Source organism: Halomarina litorea (genome assembly GCF_024227715.1).
Classification (GTDB): domain Archaea; phylum Halobacteriota; class Halobacteria; order Halobacteriales; family Haloarculaceae; genus Halomarina; species Halomarina litorea.
The window spans coordinates 917,482-933,912 of sequence record NZ_CP100448.1 but is presented as its reverse complement, the minus strand read 5'-3'; the positions used below and the strand labels follow the sequence as shown (position 1 = coordinate 933,912).

Annotated in this window: 16 protein-coding genes; 10 read left to right on the top strand and 6 right to left on the bottom strand. The window is 69.0% G+C overall.

Annotated features, from left to right (window positions below; translation table 11 throughout):
* The first annotated feature begins 69 nt into the window (after window positions 1-69).
* A complete protein-coding gene (locus NKG96_RS05090) occupies window positions 70-294 on the top strand; it encodes a hypothetical protein (protein ID WP_254537388.1) in 225 nt (74 codons plus the stop codon).
* Entirely contained in the window at window positions 291-632 is a 342-nt protein-coding gene (locus NKG96_RS05085) for a hypothetical protein (RefSeq protein ID WP_254537387.1), read from the top strand. Before NKG96_RS05090 ends, NKG96_RS05085 begins: the two co-directional genes overlap by 4 nt.
* Window positions 633-647: 15 nt before the next feature.
* Here NKG96_RS05085 and NKG96_RS05080 read toward each other — a convergent pair whose 3' ends face one another.
* From NKG96_RS05080 to NKG96_RS05070, 3 genes are all read right to left on the bottom strand, one after another.
* Complete coding sequence (locus NKG96_RS05080) at window positions 648-1,259, bottom strand: DUF6517 family protein (RefSeq protein ID WP_254537386.1); 612 nt, start codon at window positions 1,257-1,259, stop codon at window positions 648-650.
* Between the two features lie 286 nt (window positions 1,260-1,545).
* Entirely contained in the window at window positions 1,546-1,869 is a 324-nt protein-coding gene (locus NKG96_RS05075; RefSeq protein WP_254537385.1) for a transcription factor S, read from the bottom strand.
* 49 nt (window positions 1,870-1,918) lie between these two features.
* On the bottom strand, window positions 1,919-2,176 hold the full coding sequence (locus NKG96_RS05070; RefSeq protein WP_254537384.1) for a DUF5789 family protein: 258 nt from the start codon (window positions 2,174-2,176) through the stop codon (window positions 1,919-1,921).
* Window positions 2,177-2,302: 126 nt separating this feature from the next.
* On the opposite strand from NKG96_RS05070, the gene NKG96_RS05065 reads away from it, so the two are divergent.
* The 6 genes from NKG96_RS05065 to NKG96_RS05040 all read left to right on the top strand — a co-directional run bounded on the left by NKG96_RS05065 (window position 2,303) and on the right by NKG96_RS05040 (window position 12,266).
* Window positions 2,303-3,649 carry an MFS transporter gene (locus tag NKG96_RS05065; RefSeq protein WP_254537383.1) on the top strand — a complete coding sequence of 449 codons (1,347 nt, stop codon included), beginning with the start codon at window positions 2,303-2,305 and terminating at the stop codon, window positions 3,647-3,649.
* Window positions 3,650-3,754: 105 nt separating this feature from the next.
* Window positions 3,755-4,228, top strand: coding sequence for a redoxin domain-containing protein (locus tag NKG96_RS05060; protein WP_254537382.1), 474 nt, complete (start codon window positions 3,755-3,757; stop codon window positions 4,226-4,228).
* Between the two features lie 116 nt (window positions 4,229-4,344).
* Complete coding sequence (gene sppA / locus NKG96_RS05055; RefSeq protein WP_254537381.1) at window positions 4,345-5,367, top strand: signal peptide peptidase SppA; 1,023 nt, start codon at window positions 4,345-4,347, stop codon at window positions 5,365-5,367.
* Between the two features lie 57 nt (window positions 5,368-5,424).
* Window positions 5,425-6,579 carry a DUF373 family protein gene (locus NKG96_RS05050; RefSeq protein ID WP_254537380.1) on the top strand — a complete coding sequence of 385 codons (1,155 nt, stop codon included), beginning with the start codon at window positions 5,425-5,427 and terminating at the stop codon, window positions 6,577-6,579.
* A 59-nt stretch (window positions 6,580-6,638) separates the two neighbouring features.
* Window positions 6,639-7,391, top strand: coding sequence for a diphthine--ammonia ligase (locus tag NKG96_RS05045; RefSeq protein ID WP_254537379.1), 753 nt, complete (start codon window positions 6,639-6,641; stop codon window positions 7,389-7,391).
* Window positions 7,392-7,622: 231 nt separating this feature from the next.
* Complete coding sequence (locus tag NKG96_RS05040; RefSeq protein WP_254537378.1) at window positions 7,623-12,266, top strand: multicopper oxidase domain-containing protein; 4,644 nt, start codon at window positions 7,623-7,625, stop codon at window positions 12,264-12,266.
* Window positions 12,267-12,870: 604 nt separating this feature from the next.
* Here the strand turns inward: NKG96_RS05040 and NKG96_RS05035 are convergent.
* Window positions 12,871-13,827: a nucleotidyltransferase family protein gene (locus NKG96_RS05035; RefSeq protein ID WP_254537377.1), complete on the bottom strand. Its 957-nt coding sequence runs from the start codon at window positions 13,825-13,827 to the stop codon at window positions 12,871-12,873.
* Between the two features lie 86 nt (window positions 13,828-13,913).
* On the opposite strand from NKG96_RS05035, the gene NKG96_RS05030 reads away from it, so the two are divergent.
* Complete coding sequence (locus NKG96_RS05030; protein ID WP_254537376.1) at window positions 13,914-14,201, top strand: transcriptional regulator; 288 nt, start codon at window positions 13,914-13,916, stop codon at window positions 14,199-14,201.
* 65 nt (window positions 14,202-14,266) lie between these two features.
* Here the strand turns inward: NKG96_RS05030 and NKG96_RS05025 are convergent, their stop codons facing one another.
* Window positions 14,267-14,683 carry a Rieske (2Fe-2S) protein gene (locus NKG96_RS05025; RefSeq protein WP_254537375.1) on the bottom strand — a complete coding sequence of 139 codons (417 nt, stop codon included), beginning with the start codon at window positions 14,681-14,683 and terminating at the stop codon, window positions 14,267-14,269.
* Window positions 14,684-14,742: 59 nt separating this feature from the next.
* Window positions 14,743-15,252: an SRPBCC domain-containing protein gene (locus NKG96_RS05020; RefSeq protein WP_254537374.1), complete on the bottom strand. Its 510-nt coding sequence runs from the start codon at window positions 15,250-15,252 to the stop codon at window positions 14,743-14,745.
* 109 nt (window positions 15,253-15,361) lie between these two features.
* Between NKG96_RS05020 and NKG96_RS05015 the strand changes: the two genes are divergently transcribed.
* Window positions 15,362-16,429: a saccharopine dehydrogenase family protein gene (locus tag NKG96_RS05015; RefSeq protein WP_254537373.1), complete on the top strand. Its 1,068-nt coding sequence runs from the start codon at window positions 15,362-15,364 to the stop codon at window positions 16,427-16,429.
* Window positions 16,430-16,431 lie beyond the last annotated feature (2 nt).

Below are 16,431 nucleotides of genomic sequence, written 5' to 3'. Positions count from 1 at the left end.
GGGATATCCGGCAAACCCCTTGCCAGCGAGTAGCCTTATGTGTCAGTCAGGCGTGTTCAATAGCGTATCATGAGCGACACAGAGTCCAAAGCGGAGCGGACCGACGAGACGACGACGTGGCCGGACCTCGGCATCGCGCTGTACGACCGACTGACCGGTCGGAACGCCGTCATCGAGTACGAGTTCGACGACATGAACGTGTTCGTCCCGAGCCGTGCCGGTGAGGGGGCCGACCACGCACACTGGCGCGTGGACGGCACCGTCACCATCAGCACGCGGGAGAAGTCGGATTGAACCGCGAGCGCGAACCCGTCGACGTCGAGGCCGATCTGACGCTCACCATCGACAGCCAGCCCATCAACATCGAGTCGTACACGGACACGGTGCTGGTCGACCTCCCCTCCGTCCGGGTCGGCGTCGCCCTCGTGCGGACCGAGGGGGCGCGCCTCGCGGAACTCGACCGCGTGCTCCGTGACCTCGACGTGACCGTCGTGATACAGGTCGACGGGACGCCAGTCGCCCGTCTCGGTGCCGACGCCCGCCCGCAGTTCGCCGACCTCGCGCCGGTCGAAGTCGTCACGAGCGGCGCGCTCAGGGCCGCAATCGCCGCGCCGATGCGCTTTTTCAGTTGAGCGGGCCGGTCGGAGTCACTCGACGGCCCGTATCAGCCGCCACAGTTCCTCTCGACACTCGCTCGCGTCCGGCAGGTCGGGGACGCCGAGTGCGTCGCCGAGTCCCGGCAGGTCGGTGGGGTAGGCCCCGCCCGCCAGTCGGAACTCGCCGGTCGTCGTCCAGACGCCGAGCCACCCCTCTACGTCCACCGTCTCGACGCCGGCAACGCCGACCGGGAGGCGTGCCTCGAAGGACTGGAGGTACGCCCGCCCGCCCGAGCGGACGCGGATGCGCTCGGTCCGACCGCGCGAGACGGCCTCGAAGCCACGCTCCCGGAGGTCGTCGGCGAACCGGCGTCGCGCCTCTGACTGGACCGTCGGCGTGAGCATCGCCGGGCCGACGCCCGGTGCGAGCGGGGGGATGAACGAGAGACGGGTGGCGAAGAAGAAGCGCCACTGGCGGTCGACGTCCGCGACGCGCTCGATACCCTCTCGCAGGTCGCCGTCCTCGTAGAGGGTGGTGTAGCCGCGGACCCGTGCGGTCGGCAGGCGGAACAGCGTCTCCTCGCGCTCTTCGACGAGCGTCCACCCGCCGTCGTCGAGCAGTCGCTCGGGGACGTCGGGCAGTGAGGACGGTGGGACGGCCATTGACCGTGGTACGGGCGCGCCGCTCTTCAGTGGTGGTGTCGTCGGGCGACCGGCGAACCGCCGGGTGGCGGAGGGCGTCGGATACCGGAGGGAGTCTCGGATACCGCGGGGGCGGGCAGGCGACGCGAGGGGACAGACGCGAGGAGGGGCGTCACGCGACCACGGCGGTACCGGGCGCGGCGTCGGGGGGTGCAGGTCCCCGCGGAGGCTCCTCGCGGCGAGCGTCAGACCATGCGGGGGGTGGCCCCGCTCTCGGTCTTGAACGTTCGGACGGTCTCGACGGGAGCTAGTGGTCGTCCTCGCGCCACTTGTGCTCGCACTCGGTACAGACGAAAAAGCGCGTCTCGGACTCGTCTGCCGAGCGAATCTGCTGCATGTACCAGTACGCGCGGTCGTTGCCGCACTCGGGGCAGTGGACCGTCGTGGTGGGCAGGCCCTTGTCCTCGGCGTCGCTCACGTCGATGACCTCGCTGTGTTCCTGTCCCTGTGTGGTCGTCATCTGGGCTTCGTTCGCGGAGTCGCGGGGTTTCTCGTAGCCGCAGCTGGCACAGACCCACATCCCCTCGTCGTTGGTCTTCATCATCGAACCGCACTCGTCGCAGAATTCCATAGCAGGCCCAATCGGCCCGACGCCTATAAGCGCCGTGTTCGCCGGCCGTTCACGCGTCGCCTTCGGACTGTCCGGGTTCGCCCACCGCGCCGACGGGCAACTGCGAGAACACCTCCATCTCGAGGTCCTCCTCGGTCTCGAAGCGGTCGCTGCCCAGTTCCTCGATGGTCGCCCCGAGATTCATCTCCCCGTCGGCGAGGAGGACGGTCACGTCGTCGCAGCCGTTCGCGGCCTCCGTACGGGAGATGGGGTACTCGAGGGCAGAGAGCACCGACTCGACACGGCTGAGTTTGATTGTTCGGGTCATGCCGTACCAGACGCGCGCCGAGGGCTTGGTCTTGTCTGCCGACTGGCGGTCCGGAGGCGAGGCCCGAAAGTCGCGATTTCGAGGGTGATGCGAAGTGGTATGGCGCGTTCGGCCGTACGGAGACCAATGGTCCTGGGCACGGACAACCGTGTACTCACGCTTGGGCTGGCCCGCATGGCCGATGCCCTCGGCAACTCGTTTCTCATCATCGTCCTCCCGCTGTACATCGAGAGCGGTCAGATCGTCCTCGACGGCATCGTGGGGTCGAGCGTCCTCGGGCTGGAACTCACCGTCCCCTTCCTCGTCGGTCTCGTCCTCTCGCTGTTCGGCTTCCTGAACAGCTTCGGTCAGCCGTTTACCGGACGGTTCTCCGACCGACTGGGCAAGCGTCGGGTGTTCGTCCTCTTCGGCCTCGCGCTGTTCGGCGTCGCCAGCGCGGCCTACCCGTTCGTCCATCGCTACGAACTCGTCTTGCTCATCCGCGCCCTGCAGGGACTCGGCGCGGCGTTCACCATCCCCGCGACCATCGCGCTGGTCAACGAGTTCGCCGCCAGCGACACCGAACGCGGGGGGAACTTCGGCGTGTTCAACACGTTCCGGCTCATCGGGTTCGGGTTCGGTCCCATCGTGGCCGGCCTCGTCGTGCAGGCCGGGCCGTACACGACGCCGTTCGGCGAACTCACGGGGTTCAACGCCGCCTTCTCGGTGGCCGTCCTCGGAGCCGTCGTCAGTTTCGCGCTCGTCAGTCTGCTCATCGAGGACCCGGAGCGCGACGGGGCGGAGGCGGGCGACGACCTCTCCTTTCGCGTGTTCGACCGTGACGGCTCGAAACTGCTCGACCCCGTGTTCGTCCTCGGCGTCTGCACCCTCTTCATGGCCATCACCATCGCCCTGTTCGCCACCCTACAGGAGACCATCAAGACGCAACTCGGCGAGGAGGAGTTCCTCTTCTCGGTGCAGTTCGCCGCCGTCGTCATCGCGAACGTCCTCTTCCAGGTGCCCATCGGGCGGGCCAGCGACGAGTACGGCCGCCGCCCGTTCATCGTCGCGGGGTTCGTCCTCCTCGTCCCCTCCGTCCTCCTGCAGGGGTACGTCCCCGGCATCGCGGCGGCCGTGGAGGGGAGCGCTCCGGCCGTCCTCGCAGGGAGCGTCGCGCCCGGCCTGATGCTCCTCTTCCGTCTCCTGCAGGGCATCGCCGTCGCGCTCGTCTTCGCCCCGTCGCTGGCGCTCGCGGGGGACCTCGCGGGGAAGGGCCAGTCGGGGACCACCCTCTCGGTGCTGACGACGGCGTTTGGCCTCGGCGTCGCCATCGGGCCGCTGGCGTCCGGATACCTCGTCCGGTTCGGCTTCGCCGCGCCGTTCACGTTCGGTGCCGGTCTCGCCTTCCTCGCCCTCCTGCTGGTCTACTCGCAGGTCGAGGACACCATCACCGCCGGTGACGCGCCGGGGCGGGCCGCCGCGCAGGACGACTGACTGGACGGGCGGACGGGCCGAACTGCCCCGTCAATTCCTTCGCCGGTAGGCCCACACTCAAGTGGGGGACCCGGACTTTTCCGTGTGACGCCCCTCCTCTCGGGTATGGTATCCGAAGGCGACAGCGCGCCCGACATCGAGGCGAAGGTCGCGAACGGTGACGTCGAGGACTTCACGCTCTCGGAGCATCTCGACGAGGCACCCGTCGTCCTCGCGTTCTTCCCCGGGGCGTTCACGCCGCCGTGCACCAACGAGATGAACGCCCTGCAGGAGGACATCGACGGGTTCGAGGAGGCCGGCGCGACCATCTACGGTGTCAGCGCCGACTCCGCGTTCTCGCTCAACGCCTTCCGCGACGAGTACGACTTCGAGTTCGACCTCGTCAGCGACATGAGCCGCGAGGCCATCGAGGACTACGGCCTCTCGCTGGACGTGCCCGAACTCGGCCTCTACGGCGTCGCCAACCGCGCCGTCTTCGTAGTTGACTCGGACGGTCAGGTCACGTACGCGTGGACCGCAGACGACCCCGAGACGGAACCCGACTACGAGGAACTCAAAGAGGCCGCGGCGGCAGTCTGACCACGGCGCGACAGGCACCTCGACAGGCCCGCATCGCGGCCGCGACCGCCCGTTTTTCGCCCGACGACGCACCCCCTCCCGCGTAGTTTTAACTCCACGCCACCCGCAGACGGGCCATGACCGCACCAGACAGCAGGGAACGGCGCCTCGGGCAACTGCTCGTCGCGCTGGGGGTGGCGGCGCTCGCCGCGTTCGTCGGCTGGTTCCTCTTCGTGACACTGCCCGACGTGCCCGACACCGACGGGCCGACCATCCTCGGCGTGGTGCTGACGCTCCTCGCCGCGTTCGTCGGGTTCCGGGTCGGCGCCAGACTCGCGGGACGACTCGTCGCGACGTACAACGTCGCGGAGGTGGCAGTCGAGGGGCCCATCACGCGCACGGGCGACTTCGGCTCGATTCCGGGTCGAGGCAGCGGGACGCCCGCAGACGACGTGGTCGAGCAGATTCGGAACGCGGACGACGACGACAACGTGGACGCCCTCCTCGTCAAACTCAACACGCCGGGCGGGGAGGTGGTCCCGAGCGACGACATCAGGAACGCCGCGATGGCTTTCGAGGGGCCGACCGTCGCCTACGCCACCGACACCTGCGCCAGCGGGGGCTACTGGATCGCGAGCGGGTGTGACGAACTGTGGGCGCGCGACACCAGCATCGTCGGCTCTATCGGCGTCATCGGGTCACGGGTCAACGCCACGCAGTTCGCCGAGGAACTCGGCCTGTCCTACGAGCGCTTCGCCGCCGGGCGGTTCAAGGACGCCGGGACGCCCCTGCGCGACATCGACGAGGAGGAACGCGCCTACCTGCAGGGACTCATCGACGACTACTACCAGCACTTCGTCGAGCGGGTGGCACAGGGTCGGGACATCGCACCCGGCGCGATTCGGGAGACGGAGGCCCGGGTCTACATCGGCGAACGCGCCCTCGACCTCGGCCTCGTGGACGCCCTCGGGACCCGCGAGGACGTCGTCGACCACGTCGAGGGACTGCTCGACCGCGAGGTGAGCGTCGCCGAGTTCGAACCCTCGCGGGGGCTCCGTCAGCGCCTGCGCGGGGGCGCACAGGCCACCGCCTACGCCTTCGGTGCGGGCATCGCCAGCCGGTTCGCGGACTCGGACGCCGACGTCGACGTTCGCCTCTGAGGCCGGGGGGCGGGACCGACGTGTGGTTTTTTGGCGGGACGGGGCATCTCGACAGACGTGAGCACGCTGGTGCTGTGCATCGACCGCGAGGGGCGGGTCGCCGCCACCGACCGGGACACGCCGCTGGTCGGGGAGCGCCACGTGCGTGCGCTCGTCACGGAAGTCGGCATCGAGGACCCCGAGGACAGCGGCGTCAACTGCCTGCTGGAGACCCTCCGGGTCGCCCGCGACATCGAGGCCGACGGCGACGACGCCATCGTCGCGGTCGTCTCCAGCACCGCCGACAGCGCCCGCGGGGACCTCTCGCTGGCCGCGCAGGTGGACGAACTCGTCACCCGGTACAGCCCGGAAGCGGCCGTCGTCGTCGTGGACAGCGCCGACGACGAGCAGGTCGTCCCCATCGTCGAGAGCCGGGTCCGCGTGGACGCCGTCGACCGCGTCATCGTCCGGCAGGCCCGCGACATCGAGTCGACGTACTACCTGCTGAAGCAGTTCCTCGGCGACGAGGAACTGCGCGGGACGGTCCTCGTCCCTATCGGGGCCGCGCTGCTCGCCTTCCCCGTCCTCCTCTCGGTCGCCGACAGCGTCACCACCGCCGTCGCCATCGTCGCGGGCGTCATCGGGACGTTCTTCCTCTACAAGGGACTCGGCATCGACGACCTGCTGACGGGCCTCCCCCGGAGCCTCAGAGACGCCTTCTACTCCGGACAGGTGTCGCTGGTCACCTACGTCGTCGCGGTCGGTCTCGCGCTCGTCGGCGCGTTCGTCGGCGCACTCGCCATCTCCGGGATGGACGAGTCGCTCGGCGTCGGCCTGCTGGCGACGCGCTTCGTCTACGAGAGCGTGCCGTGGCTGGCGCTCGGTGCGCTCGCGGCCGCAACCGGTCGCCTGCTCGACGAGGTGTTGCGCGACGACGGCGAGAGCGTCGCCGCCTCGCTGATGAACCTCCCGTTCGGCGTCCTCGCCATCGGCCTCGTCGTCCGGGGGTTCACGGCCTTCTTCCTCGAGAACGCGGGCGTCATCGGCCCGCTCGTCCTCCCGGCAGGGACGCTCGGCCCCCTCTCGTTCGACGGGTTCGAACTCTCCTCGGGGCCGCGCCTCGCCGCGTTCGTCGTCCTCGGCATCCTCGTGAGCCTGCTCGGGGTGCGCTTCGCCACCTACATGAACGGCCTGAGCGTGGACGAGGAGTTCGACTCGCGGACCGGACCCTGACGTGGTGGTCCCACGGGGCGTTCCGTAGCCCGTAAGCCGTCCTGCCGCCTACCCCGTCCATGACCGACAGCGACGACCACGCCGGCTACCCGTGGGTGAGCCTCTTCTCCGGGGGCAAGGACTCCTCGTGGGCGCTCTACCGCGCGATGGAGGCCGGCCACCCCGTCGAACGCCTCGTCACCGTCCATCCGGCGGGCGACTCCTACATGTACCACGTGCCCGCGACCGACCTCGCGGAACTGGCCGCCGAGTCCATCGGCATCGAACTGCTCTCGGTCCACCCCGAGGACTTCGGCGCGGACGACGTCCCCGACTCGGGCGAGCAGGGAGACCGGGAACTCGAACCGCTGGAGGAGGCCTTAGAACGCCTCGCCGTCACGTGGGGGGGTATCGGCGGCGTCACCGCTGGCGCAGTCGAGAGCGAGTACCAGACCGCCCGCATCGAGGGGATGTGCGAACGCCTCGGCGCGGACCTGTTCGCCCCGCTCTGGCAGGAGGACCCCCGAGAACTCGGCGAGGCGATGCTCGACGCCGGTTTCGAGATAACCATCATCCAGGTGGCCGCCCACGGACTGGACGAGTCGTGGGTCGGCCGGACCCTCGACTCCGAGGCGCTGGACGAACTGGAGGCCCTGAACGAGGAGTACGGCGTCCACATCCTCGGGGAAGGCGGCGAGTTCGAGACGCTGGTCACCGACGGCCCGCACATGGCCCGGCCCATCGAACTGGACTACGAGGTAGAGTGGGAGAGCACTCGGGGGCGGATGCGGGTTCTGGACGCGTGGCTCGGTGAGCGCCCCGAGTCCCGATAGCCGACGAGGGAGGGTCAAGCAGGGGACCGACGGACGGTACCTCGGGTCGTCACCCCGAGTCTCGCAACCCACGCGCCTCGAAGCGCAGTCGGGGCATCGTCCCCGCAGCAGCACATCCGAATTACATCCGTGTAGGTATCCTCCACGATTTACCAACTTCTCGCGCGAATTCATGTAATTCACTTGTTATTTAATGGGGATATATAATCAGGGGAGTCTGTGAGTCGAGGTATGTCAAGAGGAGGAGACGACGGTGAGGAGACGAGAAACGACGCAGGGGGCGTCCGGCGCCGGACGTTCGTCAAGGGGACGGGTGCGCTGTCGACGGGGTCGCTGTTGATGGGTCTCGGGGAGGCCGCGCCGGGAGCGGGGATGGAGACGGCGGCGGCGAGCAACCAATCCGACGTCAGGTCGTTCGACGTCCACGCCGTCGAGGTGGACATCGTCTACAACGCGTTCGACCTCCACCAGCCCAACGGTGCGATGTACGTCCTCGAGGAGAACCTCGACGCGGTCCGGGAGGCATCGGGAGTGACGCCCGACGACGGCTTCTCGCTCATCGACGGGACGGACCCGAGAGAGGGCGTCGACACCTCGGTCATCCAGCCGCTCACGATCCGTGCGAACCGCGGGCAGACCGTCGAAATCACCTTCACGAACCACCTCGACCGTCCGGCGTCGATCCATCAGACGTCGCTGCCCTACGACGTCGAGCGGAGCGACGGGATGGCCGTCGGGTTCAACCCGAGTACGGTCGCTCAGCCGGGCGAGACCGTCACCTATCGGTGGCAGGCCGTCAGCGAGGGCGGCAAGTTCTTCTACGACGGCGCGAATCAGGCGGTCGCCACCGCCGACGCGCCACCCCAGGAGGCGAACCTCCTCTCTCGGGGCCTGTTCGGCATGCTCGTCGTCGAGCCGCCGGGCACGAGCTGGACCGACCCCGAGACCGGCGACCCGCTTCGGAGCGGCGTCCGCGCCGACATCCACGGCCCCATCGGGCCGCAGGTTGGAGACTCACACTACCGGGAGTTCGTTATCCACTACCACACGCCGGAAGGTCTCACCCCCGACCTCACCTGGCCCGGAACGGACACTCCGCAGACGGTCCACGCCATCAACTACCGTGCGGACCCGACCGGCCAGCGCGTCAACGACGACTGCGCGGACTGCGACCTCGAGAAGGGGTTCTACAACTCGTGGACGAACGGCGACCCCGGCGGCGGCGACAACGTCTACGAGACCTACGTGGGCGACCCGGTGAAGTTCGTGTTCACGAGCGCCTCCGGCGAGGAGAACCACGTCCACCACCTCCACAACCACCGCTGGAAACAGGTCCCCCGGACGGGCGCAGACACCATCGACGCCCAGACCATCGGCCTGGGCGAGACGTTCGAGTCCTACCTCGTCGCGGGCCACGGGCCCGGCAGCACCCGCCCGAACATGACGTTCGCGCAGGCCTTCGAGGTGGGCGCGGGCTACGTTCACGGCAACGCCGGCGACGTGCTCTTTCACTGCCACCTCTTCCCGCACTACGGCGAGGGGATGTGGGGGTTCATGCGGGTCCACGACAAGCGGCGACCCTGGTTGGCCGAACTACCGAACACGGGGGACCTCCTGGCGGCGGACTCGCCGCTCGGCTTCCCGGAGTTCGTCCCCGGCGAGCGGGGGCGACTCCCCCCGGACGAACCGGCGCTCGACGAACCCACCATCGCCGCCGGAGCCGAGAGCGCACGGGAGGCGTCCGAGGAGGACGCCCGGGGGCCGACGCCGACCGAGCGGGCGGCACTCGGCGACATCGTCCCGGGGGCACCCTACAGCGACCCCTGTGTCGACGCCAATCGGACCATCAAATACACGCTCCGGGCGATGTCGACCGACATCGTCTACAACGACGCCGGCGAACACGACCCGGACGGGCAGTTCTACATCCTGGAGGAGGCGACGATCGACGGCGAGACCCACCAGGTGACCGACCCCGAGGCGGTCAGGAACGGCGAACTGAATCCCGAACCGCTGTTCATCAGGGCGAACGTCGGCGACTGCATCGAGTTCACGCTCGTGAACGAACTCGACCACGACGTCTCGATGCACCAGCACTTCGTCGGCTACGACCTGCTCGGCTCCGACTCGCTGGCGACCGGCTACAACTACACCCAGGAGACCGCCGCGAACGGCGGGCGGAACCAGTATCGCTGGTTCGCCGACGAGGAGGGAACCATCTTCTTCCACGACCACATCGTCGGGCTGGGGGAGGTGATGCACGGCCAGTTCGCCGGCCTCATCGTCGAACCGGAGGGGTCGGAGTGGCGCGACCCCTACTCCGGCGACCCGGTGTACAGCGGCGCGCAGGCCATCATCGACCCACCGAGCGGGGAGAGCTTCCGCGAGCAGTGCCTCCACCTCCACGATTTCGCCCAGCTCAGGGACCGACAGGGACGGTTCATCAATCAGGACCGAGAGCACAACCAGAACGCCGGGACGATGGCCATCAACTACCGGAACGCGCCGTACTACACCCGAAACGACCCCGACCCGGCGTACGTCCACAGTTCGGCGGTCCACGGCGACCCCGAGACCCCCGTCCTCGAGGCCTACGAGGACGACACGATTCGGTTCCGCGTGTTCCAGGGAGCCTACGAGGAGCAGCACAACTTCGGGCTCCACGGGCTTCGAATCGACCCCGAGGGGTTCGACCCGCAGGACTCCGTCAGTGAGGTCATCGGTACCTCGGAGGCGTTCACGTACACCGTTCCGCCGGAGTCGGAACAGTTCCCGTTCGACAAGCTCGACAACCCCGACGGCCTGCCGGTGCGCGACTACCGCTACGGGTCGAGCATCGTCGACGACCTCTGGTGTGGCATGTGGGGTCTCGTCCGCGTCTGGGGCGAACGGGTGGACCACCTCCGGTCGCTCCCGGGGTCGTCCCCCGGCGGGTCCATCTCCGAGACCGACCTCCGGGAGATGGGACACCCCGCCGTCTACTCGGACCTCGACTGGACCGACCTCGGCCAGGAGGCGAAGCTACGGTACGGGTCGGGGGACGACACGAGTCGTCCGGCCGACAGGGACGCCCGGCAGAACAGCGCCGTCGGTAACGTCCCGCCCGCTCACCCCGGTCCGGGGAACCCGGCGCCCGACGACCGGGAACCGGACCGCGTCTACGATGTGGCGGCGGTCTCGACGCAGCTTCGCTACGACGACTACGGTGACCGCGACCCGCACGGAGTGGCGTTCGTCGCGAGCGTCTACGCGAACCAGGTCCGAAACGGCGTTCGAGAACTCGTCCCGCTGACCATCCGCGCCAACGAGGGCGAACTCGTCGAGGTGCGGGTGACGAACGAACTGCAGAACCTGAACGACAATCACCCCGACCCCGAGATGCGCATCGAGCGCCCGTGGGAGCGGTCCGAGCGCATCTCTCTGCACCCCCAGCGCATCGCCTACGACGTGAACGGCTCTGACGGCGCGACGGTCGGGTTCAACTACGACCAGACGGCCGACCGGGGAGAGACCGTCACCTACCGCTGGTACACGGACGAACCCCTCGGAACGACCGTCCTCTGGGACTTCGCCGACGTGCGCAGCAACCGACACCACGGGTCGTTCGGACAACTCGTCATCGAACCGGAGGAGTCGGTCGTACTGACGAACGACACCGCCGAACCGATACCCACCGACCCCGAGTGCATGGTGACGAACCCCCGGGGGGGACGGCTGCCGGACTTCCGGGAGAACGCCCTCCTGTTCGCCGACGGCCAGTACGTCGTCAACGGCGGCCCGAACCGGAACTGCGTCGTCCCGCCCGGCGAGGAGGACGACGACGGCCCCTGTACGCAGATCGGTGACTCCGAGGACCACGGGTACTTCGGCATCAACTACCGGGCCGAACCGTTCGTCCGTCGGTTCGAGAACGGACCGGACGACCCCCACCTCGTCTACAGTTCCGAGGTCCACGGCGACCCGGCGACGCCCGTCCTCCGCGCTCTCCTGGACGACCCGGTGACGTTCCGGGTCGGGCAGGCCGCGGACAAAGGCCGAGCCATCGCGTTCCACCTCTCGGGCCACCAGTGGGCCCGGTATCAGGGTGTCGCCGTCTCCGCCGACACCGGGGTCAACAGTCAGTTGAGCGTCGGGAAGGCGGCCGCGTACGACCTCGTCGGGGGCGCGGGCAACACGACGAACTCCGTCGGCGACTACGTCTACCAGGAGACCAAGCAGGTCCGGCGACTGGAGGGCGGTCTCTGGGGTATCTTCCGCGTCCGCGAGGAACCCGACGACTTCGACGAACCGGTCCAGCCACTCCCCGACAGGGCGCGAGGCCGACCTGGCGGCGGTGGCGGCGGCGGTGGCAGTCCCGAGGACTCGCCGCTCGTCTTCCGGCCCGGTTACGTCGTCCGCGTGGCGAATGTCACGGGCGGGCCGCAACCGGACACCATCGTCGGCGTCCCCGACAGCGACCTCGGCGCGCCAGACGGGGGTGCGGTGTACGTCTTCTTCGACACCCCGCCCGGGCAGGTTCGCGACTTGCTCGACCCCGACCTCCAGATACCGAGCGAACTCGCCGGCGACCGCATCGGACAGCGGATATCGGTGCAGACCCGCGCCAACCAGTCGTTCGTGTTCGTCGAGGGCAACAGCGGGACGTACGGCATCGGCATCGACGGCCGACTGGTCGAGATAGCGGAGAACCCCCCGGAGACACCGCTCGCCGAGTTCGTCAGGGGAGCGACGAACTCGGCGGTCCGGGCGACCGTCCCCGTCCAGGCGGTGGATGCGTGGCAGAACCCGGGGCGTGGATCCGGCGGCGACGGTCCGCCGGGACAGGAGGACAACCCGGGGAACGGCAATCCCGGAAACGGGAGGGGGCAGAACTAGCGGGACCCGACCACACGCTCTGGTTCGGGGAGACACGCACCGGAGAGCACTACCCGAACTGGGTTCGACCGAACCGACCGGCGATACTCGGGGAGACGCTCCTGACGGTCGCTGGCGTGTTCGGCGGACTCGGACGGGGCCGGAGTGGTGTACCAGAGCAGACGACCGGACCGACCGACGCGCGGTAGACGAAATTCCGCCCGACGAAAAACTAGTCCGGTCTGGCGCGGGGCTGTCGGGGCACTGTACCGCGAGCGAGTGAAGTTCCCGTGAGCTGGGCGGGACCGAAGGTCCCGCCGGAAGCCGGCGCGAGCGCCGGCGACGAAGCGAACGGGAGCACGGGAGACGAGCGACGCGAGTCTCCCGGAGCGAGCGGGGTGACCGAACCCGTGAGAGCCGAAGGCTCGAACGGGTGAGGGAATCCTTTTGTCGCCAGAAATCGGGGATTTCTGGCTGCTAACCAGAACGGCGGAGCCGTTCTGGTGATGCCGTCAGAGCGCCGCGCGCTCTGACTGCTAGCCGGACTGCGGTGCAGTCCGGCGATGCTCCAGCTTTTACACTGCCGGGGTCGCTTCGCGACCCCGGCGCGTGGATAAAAGGTGGCTCAGCAGATCCGCGAGTACGACCCCACCAGCGAGCACTGCAGGTCCTTGCCGCGAATGTCGGCGTGTTCGTCGACGATGGAGTCGGCGATGTCGGCGTCCTCGAGGTGTGCGTCGGGAAAGACCACCGAGTCGGTGAGCGAGACCTTCCGGAGGTCGGCGCCGGCCATCACGTGGACGTTGTCGCCGAGCGTGCAGTCTTCGAGCACCGCGCTGTCCGCGACGCGGTTCTCGCCGTCGAGCGCCCACGCGACGGCCTCGAGGTAGGCCTCGGGCGTGCCGATGTCGAACCACGGCTCCTCGAAGCAGAAGGCGTCGACGGCCTCCTCGCGCTGGAGCCACTCGATGAACCAGCCGGGTTCGTCGGGGTTGTTGTCGCCCGAGAGGTACTCCCGGAACCGCACCGAGTCGGCGGGGAAGGCGTAACAGCAGATGGAGACGAGCGTGCTGTCGGGGTCGTCGGGCTTCTCCTGGAAGTCGACGACTCGGTCGCCGTCGAGGGTGACGAGGCCGTAGGACGTCGCCTTCTCGCGCGAGCCGACGTCGTAGGCGGCGATGGTCGAGGTGCCCCGCTCCTCGTAGAAGTCGAGGAAGTCGCTCATGTCGAAGCCGATGAGGTTGTCGCCGGCGACGACGAGGAGGTCGTCGTCGACCTCCTCGCGCTCGACGAGCTGGGCGAGCGCGCCGACGACGCCGAACTTCTCGCTCTCGGCGGTGGTGTCCTCGATGGAGAGGCTGGCCTTCTCGTAGCCCTGCTCCGCGAGGTGGTCCTCGAAACTGGCCGCGAAGCGCTCGTTGGTGCTCAGGTAGACGTGCTCGATCCGGTCGTCCGCTTCGAGTTCCGAGAGAATCGAGTCGATGACCGTCGTCTCGCCCACGGGAAGGAGCATCTTCGGGCGATGGCGCGTGATGGGCCACAGTCGCGTCGCGTACCCACCGGCCAGAACGACTGCGTGCATATGGTCGCAAGTCCCGGTCCGCCAGTATAGGCATTTCCCCTTCAGTTGCCCGACAACTGTTTGTCGGGGGCCGACCAATCCGAACCATGCGCGCCGAGGAGACGACGCGCCAGCGTATCGCCGACTACCTCCGTCGCCGTCCGGCGGCGGCCGGGAGTCTCGCCAACGAGTTCGGCATCCGGTCGACGACGGCGCTCTCGCACGTCGAACACATCGCCCAGTCGCTCGACCCGACCGACGAGGAACTGCTGGTCGCGCCGCCGGAGTGTCGGGACTGCGGGTTCACGGACTTCCGTGACCTCATCAACCGCCCCTCGCGCTGCCCCGAGTGCAAGAGCGAGGGCATCGAGGAACCGCGATTCGTCATCGAGTAGCCCACCCCCTTGCCCTGTCCGGGTGGCCCGGGGGCGACGGGCCCACGACGACGCCCGGGGTCCGACTACGTCCCGGTGAAGTCGATGCGTCCCCGCGAGGAGAGGTCGTGGTCGCCCGACGGGCCGAGGCCGTCGAACTCGTAGTCCTCCTCCGCGAGGTAGACGACGCCGTCTTCGACGACGATGGCAACCTCGTCGAGATACGACCCCTCGCAGGGGCCGAAGTCGCAGTAGCCCGAGTCCTTCTGGAAGGTCGCGCCGTGTTTCTGACAGAGGATGTCCCCCTCGCGCACCGCGGCCCCGCTCCCCTTGTCGAGGCGCACGTCCGTCCAGTGCTGGCAGTAGTTCTTCCACGCGGCGACCCCGTCGGCGAGTCTGACGAGGATGGCCTCCTCGCGGTCGAAGCCGTCGCGGATGGTGAACAACAGTGTCCCGTCCTCGGGAACCTCCTCTACCGCGGCGATGCGTCGGTCCTCGTCCATACCCGAGGTTCGTCGGGGGCCGGTTCAAGCGTTCTGGTTGCCGGAGGCGTCGCCGCGCGTCACACCGCCGTCTCGCGGTCCCCGGCCCCGTCCGCGGTCCGCTCCGCCGTCTCCCGGGCCGTCGCCCCGGCGACCGTCGCACCCGCGAGCGCCGCCACGCGGGCCGCCAGCGCCTCGTTCATCGTCTCGTAGTCGCGGTGGGCGTCCGGCCTGACGGCCAGCGGGACCAGCAGTCCCGAGAGGTCCTCGCGGTTCCGGAACCGGGTCCGGTCGCCGGCGAGGGACTCGAGGGTGAACGTGTGACGTCCCTCGAACAGCAGACGCGACCCCGCCGTCGCGACCCACTGGAGGCGTCGCAGCGGTTCGAGCGCCGTCACCGTCGCGGTCATCGTCCGGGGACGACGCCCGGCCGGGACGACGGTGACGGTCACCGCCTCGCCCTCGCGGAGCCTCCCGGTGGCCCGTGTGACGTGGGGGTTCCACTCGGAGTACGCGTCGAGGTCGGTGAGGACCGCCCAGACGGCGTCGATGGGCGCGTCGATGTCGAGGCTCGTGGCGATGTGTCGCACAACGGATGACAGAGGGGCGCTCGGGAGATGAACGTAACGCGGGGGTGGGGCGGAGCGCGTGGCATCGTCGGCCGGCCATGTTACGGCCCCGGCGCCCCAACGGGTGGGTATGGGAACGACCGACGGTTCGACCCTGCTCGTCTACGGGTCGTACGGCTACACGGGACGGCTCGTCGTCGAACGCGCCGTCGAGGCTGGCGTCGAGTGCGTCCTCGCGGGGCGCTCGCCCGAGGAACTGGAACCGCAGGCGGCGGCCCACGACCTGCCCTCGCGGGCGTTCACGCTCGACCACCCGGAGGTGGTCCGGGACCACGTCGCGGACGCGGACGCCGTGTTGAACTGCGCCGGGCCGTTCCACCGCACTCACGAACCGCTGGTGGACGCCTGCATCGATACGGGCACCCACTACCTCGACATCACGGGCGAAATCGAGGTGTTTCAGGCCATCGCCGCGCGCGACGCCGAGGCGACGGAGGCGGGCGCGGTCCTCCTCCCCGGCGTCGGCTTCGACGTGGTCCCCTCGGACTGTCTCGCGGCCCACCTCGCCGAGGCGCTGCCGGGCGCGACGCACCTCGCGCTCGGGTTCGACTCGCTCGGACGACCCTCGGCGGGGACGCTCAAGACGATGGTGCAGGGTCTCGGGGAGCAGAGCGCGGTGCGCGAGAACGGGAGAATCACGCGAATTCCGCTCGGCTCCCGGACGAGGACCGTCGACTTCGGCGAGGGCGAGCGCACGGCGACGGCCATCCCGTGGGGCGACGTGTCGACGGCCTACCGGACGACGGGAATCGGGAACGTCGAGTTCTACGCCGCGGTGCCGCCAACCGTTCCGAAGTGGCTCCAGATGACTCAGGGGTCGGCGTGGGTGTTCACGCCCGCGGTCAAGCGGTTCCTCGAGTCGATGGTCGACACCGCCGTCGACGGCCCCGACGCGGACGAACGCGAGGGCGGCCGCGGCCTCCTCTGGGGCGAGGTGACCGACGGCGAGGCGACCGACGAGGCCCGCCTGCGGACGCCCAACGGCTACGCGCTCACCGTCGAGACGGCCGTCGAGTCGGCCCGGCGCGTCCTCGCTGGCGAGGTGGAACCGGGCTACCACACCCCCGCGGGGGCGTTCGGCGCGGACTACGTCCTCCAGTTCGACGGGGTGGAGCGAGAGGACGCCCACCCGGTCTGAGG

Excerpts from the sequence above, each read along its gene's own strand:
- NKG96_RS05030 (WP_254537376.1), top strand. The coding sequence starts at position 13,914 with ATGCGCGCCGAGGAGACGACGCGCCAGCGTATCGCCGACTACCTCCGT.
- NKG96_RS05025 (WP_254537375.1), bottom strand. The coding sequence starts at position 14,683 with ATGGACGAGGACCGACGCATCGCCGCGGTAGAGGAGGTTCCCGAGGAC.
- NKG96_RS05035 (WP_254537377.1), bottom strand. The coding sequence starts at position 13,827 with ATGCACGCAGTCGTTCTGGCCGGTGGGTACGCGACGCGACTGTGGCCC.
- NKG96_RS05090 (WP_254537388.1), top strand. The coding sequence starts at position 70 with ATGAGCGACACAGAGTCCAAAGCGGAGCGGACCGACGAGACGACGACG.
- sppA (WP_254537381.1), top strand. The coding sequence starts at position 4,345 with ATGACCGCACCAGACAGCAGGGAACGGCGCCTCGGGCAACTGCTCGTC.
- NKG96_RS05060 (WP_254537382.1), top strand. The coding sequence starts at position 3,755 with ATGGTATCCGAAGGCGACAGCGCGCCCGACATCGAGGCGAAGGTCGCG.
- NKG96_RS05015 (WP_254537373.1), top strand. The coding sequence starts at position 15,362 with ATGGGAACGACCGACGGTTCGACCCTGCTCGTCTACGGGTCGTACGGC.
- NKG96_RS05070 (WP_254537384.1), bottom strand. The coding sequence starts at position 2,176 with ATGACCCGAACAATCAAACTCAGCCGTGTCGAGTCGGTGCTCTCTGCC.
- NKG96_RS05075 (WP_254537385.1), bottom strand. The coding sequence starts at position 1,869 with ATGGAATTCTGCGACGAGTGCGGTTCGATGATGAAGACCAACGACGAG.
- NKG96_RS05045 (WP_254537379.1), top strand. The coding sequence starts at position 6,639 with ATGACCGACAGCGACGACCACGCCGGCTACCCGTGGGTGAGCCTCTTC.
- NKG96_RS05080 (WP_254537386.1), bottom strand. The coding sequence starts at position 1,259 with ATGGCCGTCCCACCGTCCTCACTGCCCGACGTCCCCGAGCGACTGCTC.
- NKG96_RS05040 (WP_254537378.1), top strand. The coding sequence starts at position 7,623 with ATGTCAAGAGGAGGAGACGACGGTGAGGAGACGAGAAACGACGCAGGG.
- NKG96_RS05065 (WP_254537383.1), top strand. The coding sequence starts at position 2,303 with ATGGTCCTGGGCACGGACAACCGTGTACTCACGCTTGGGCTGGCCCGC.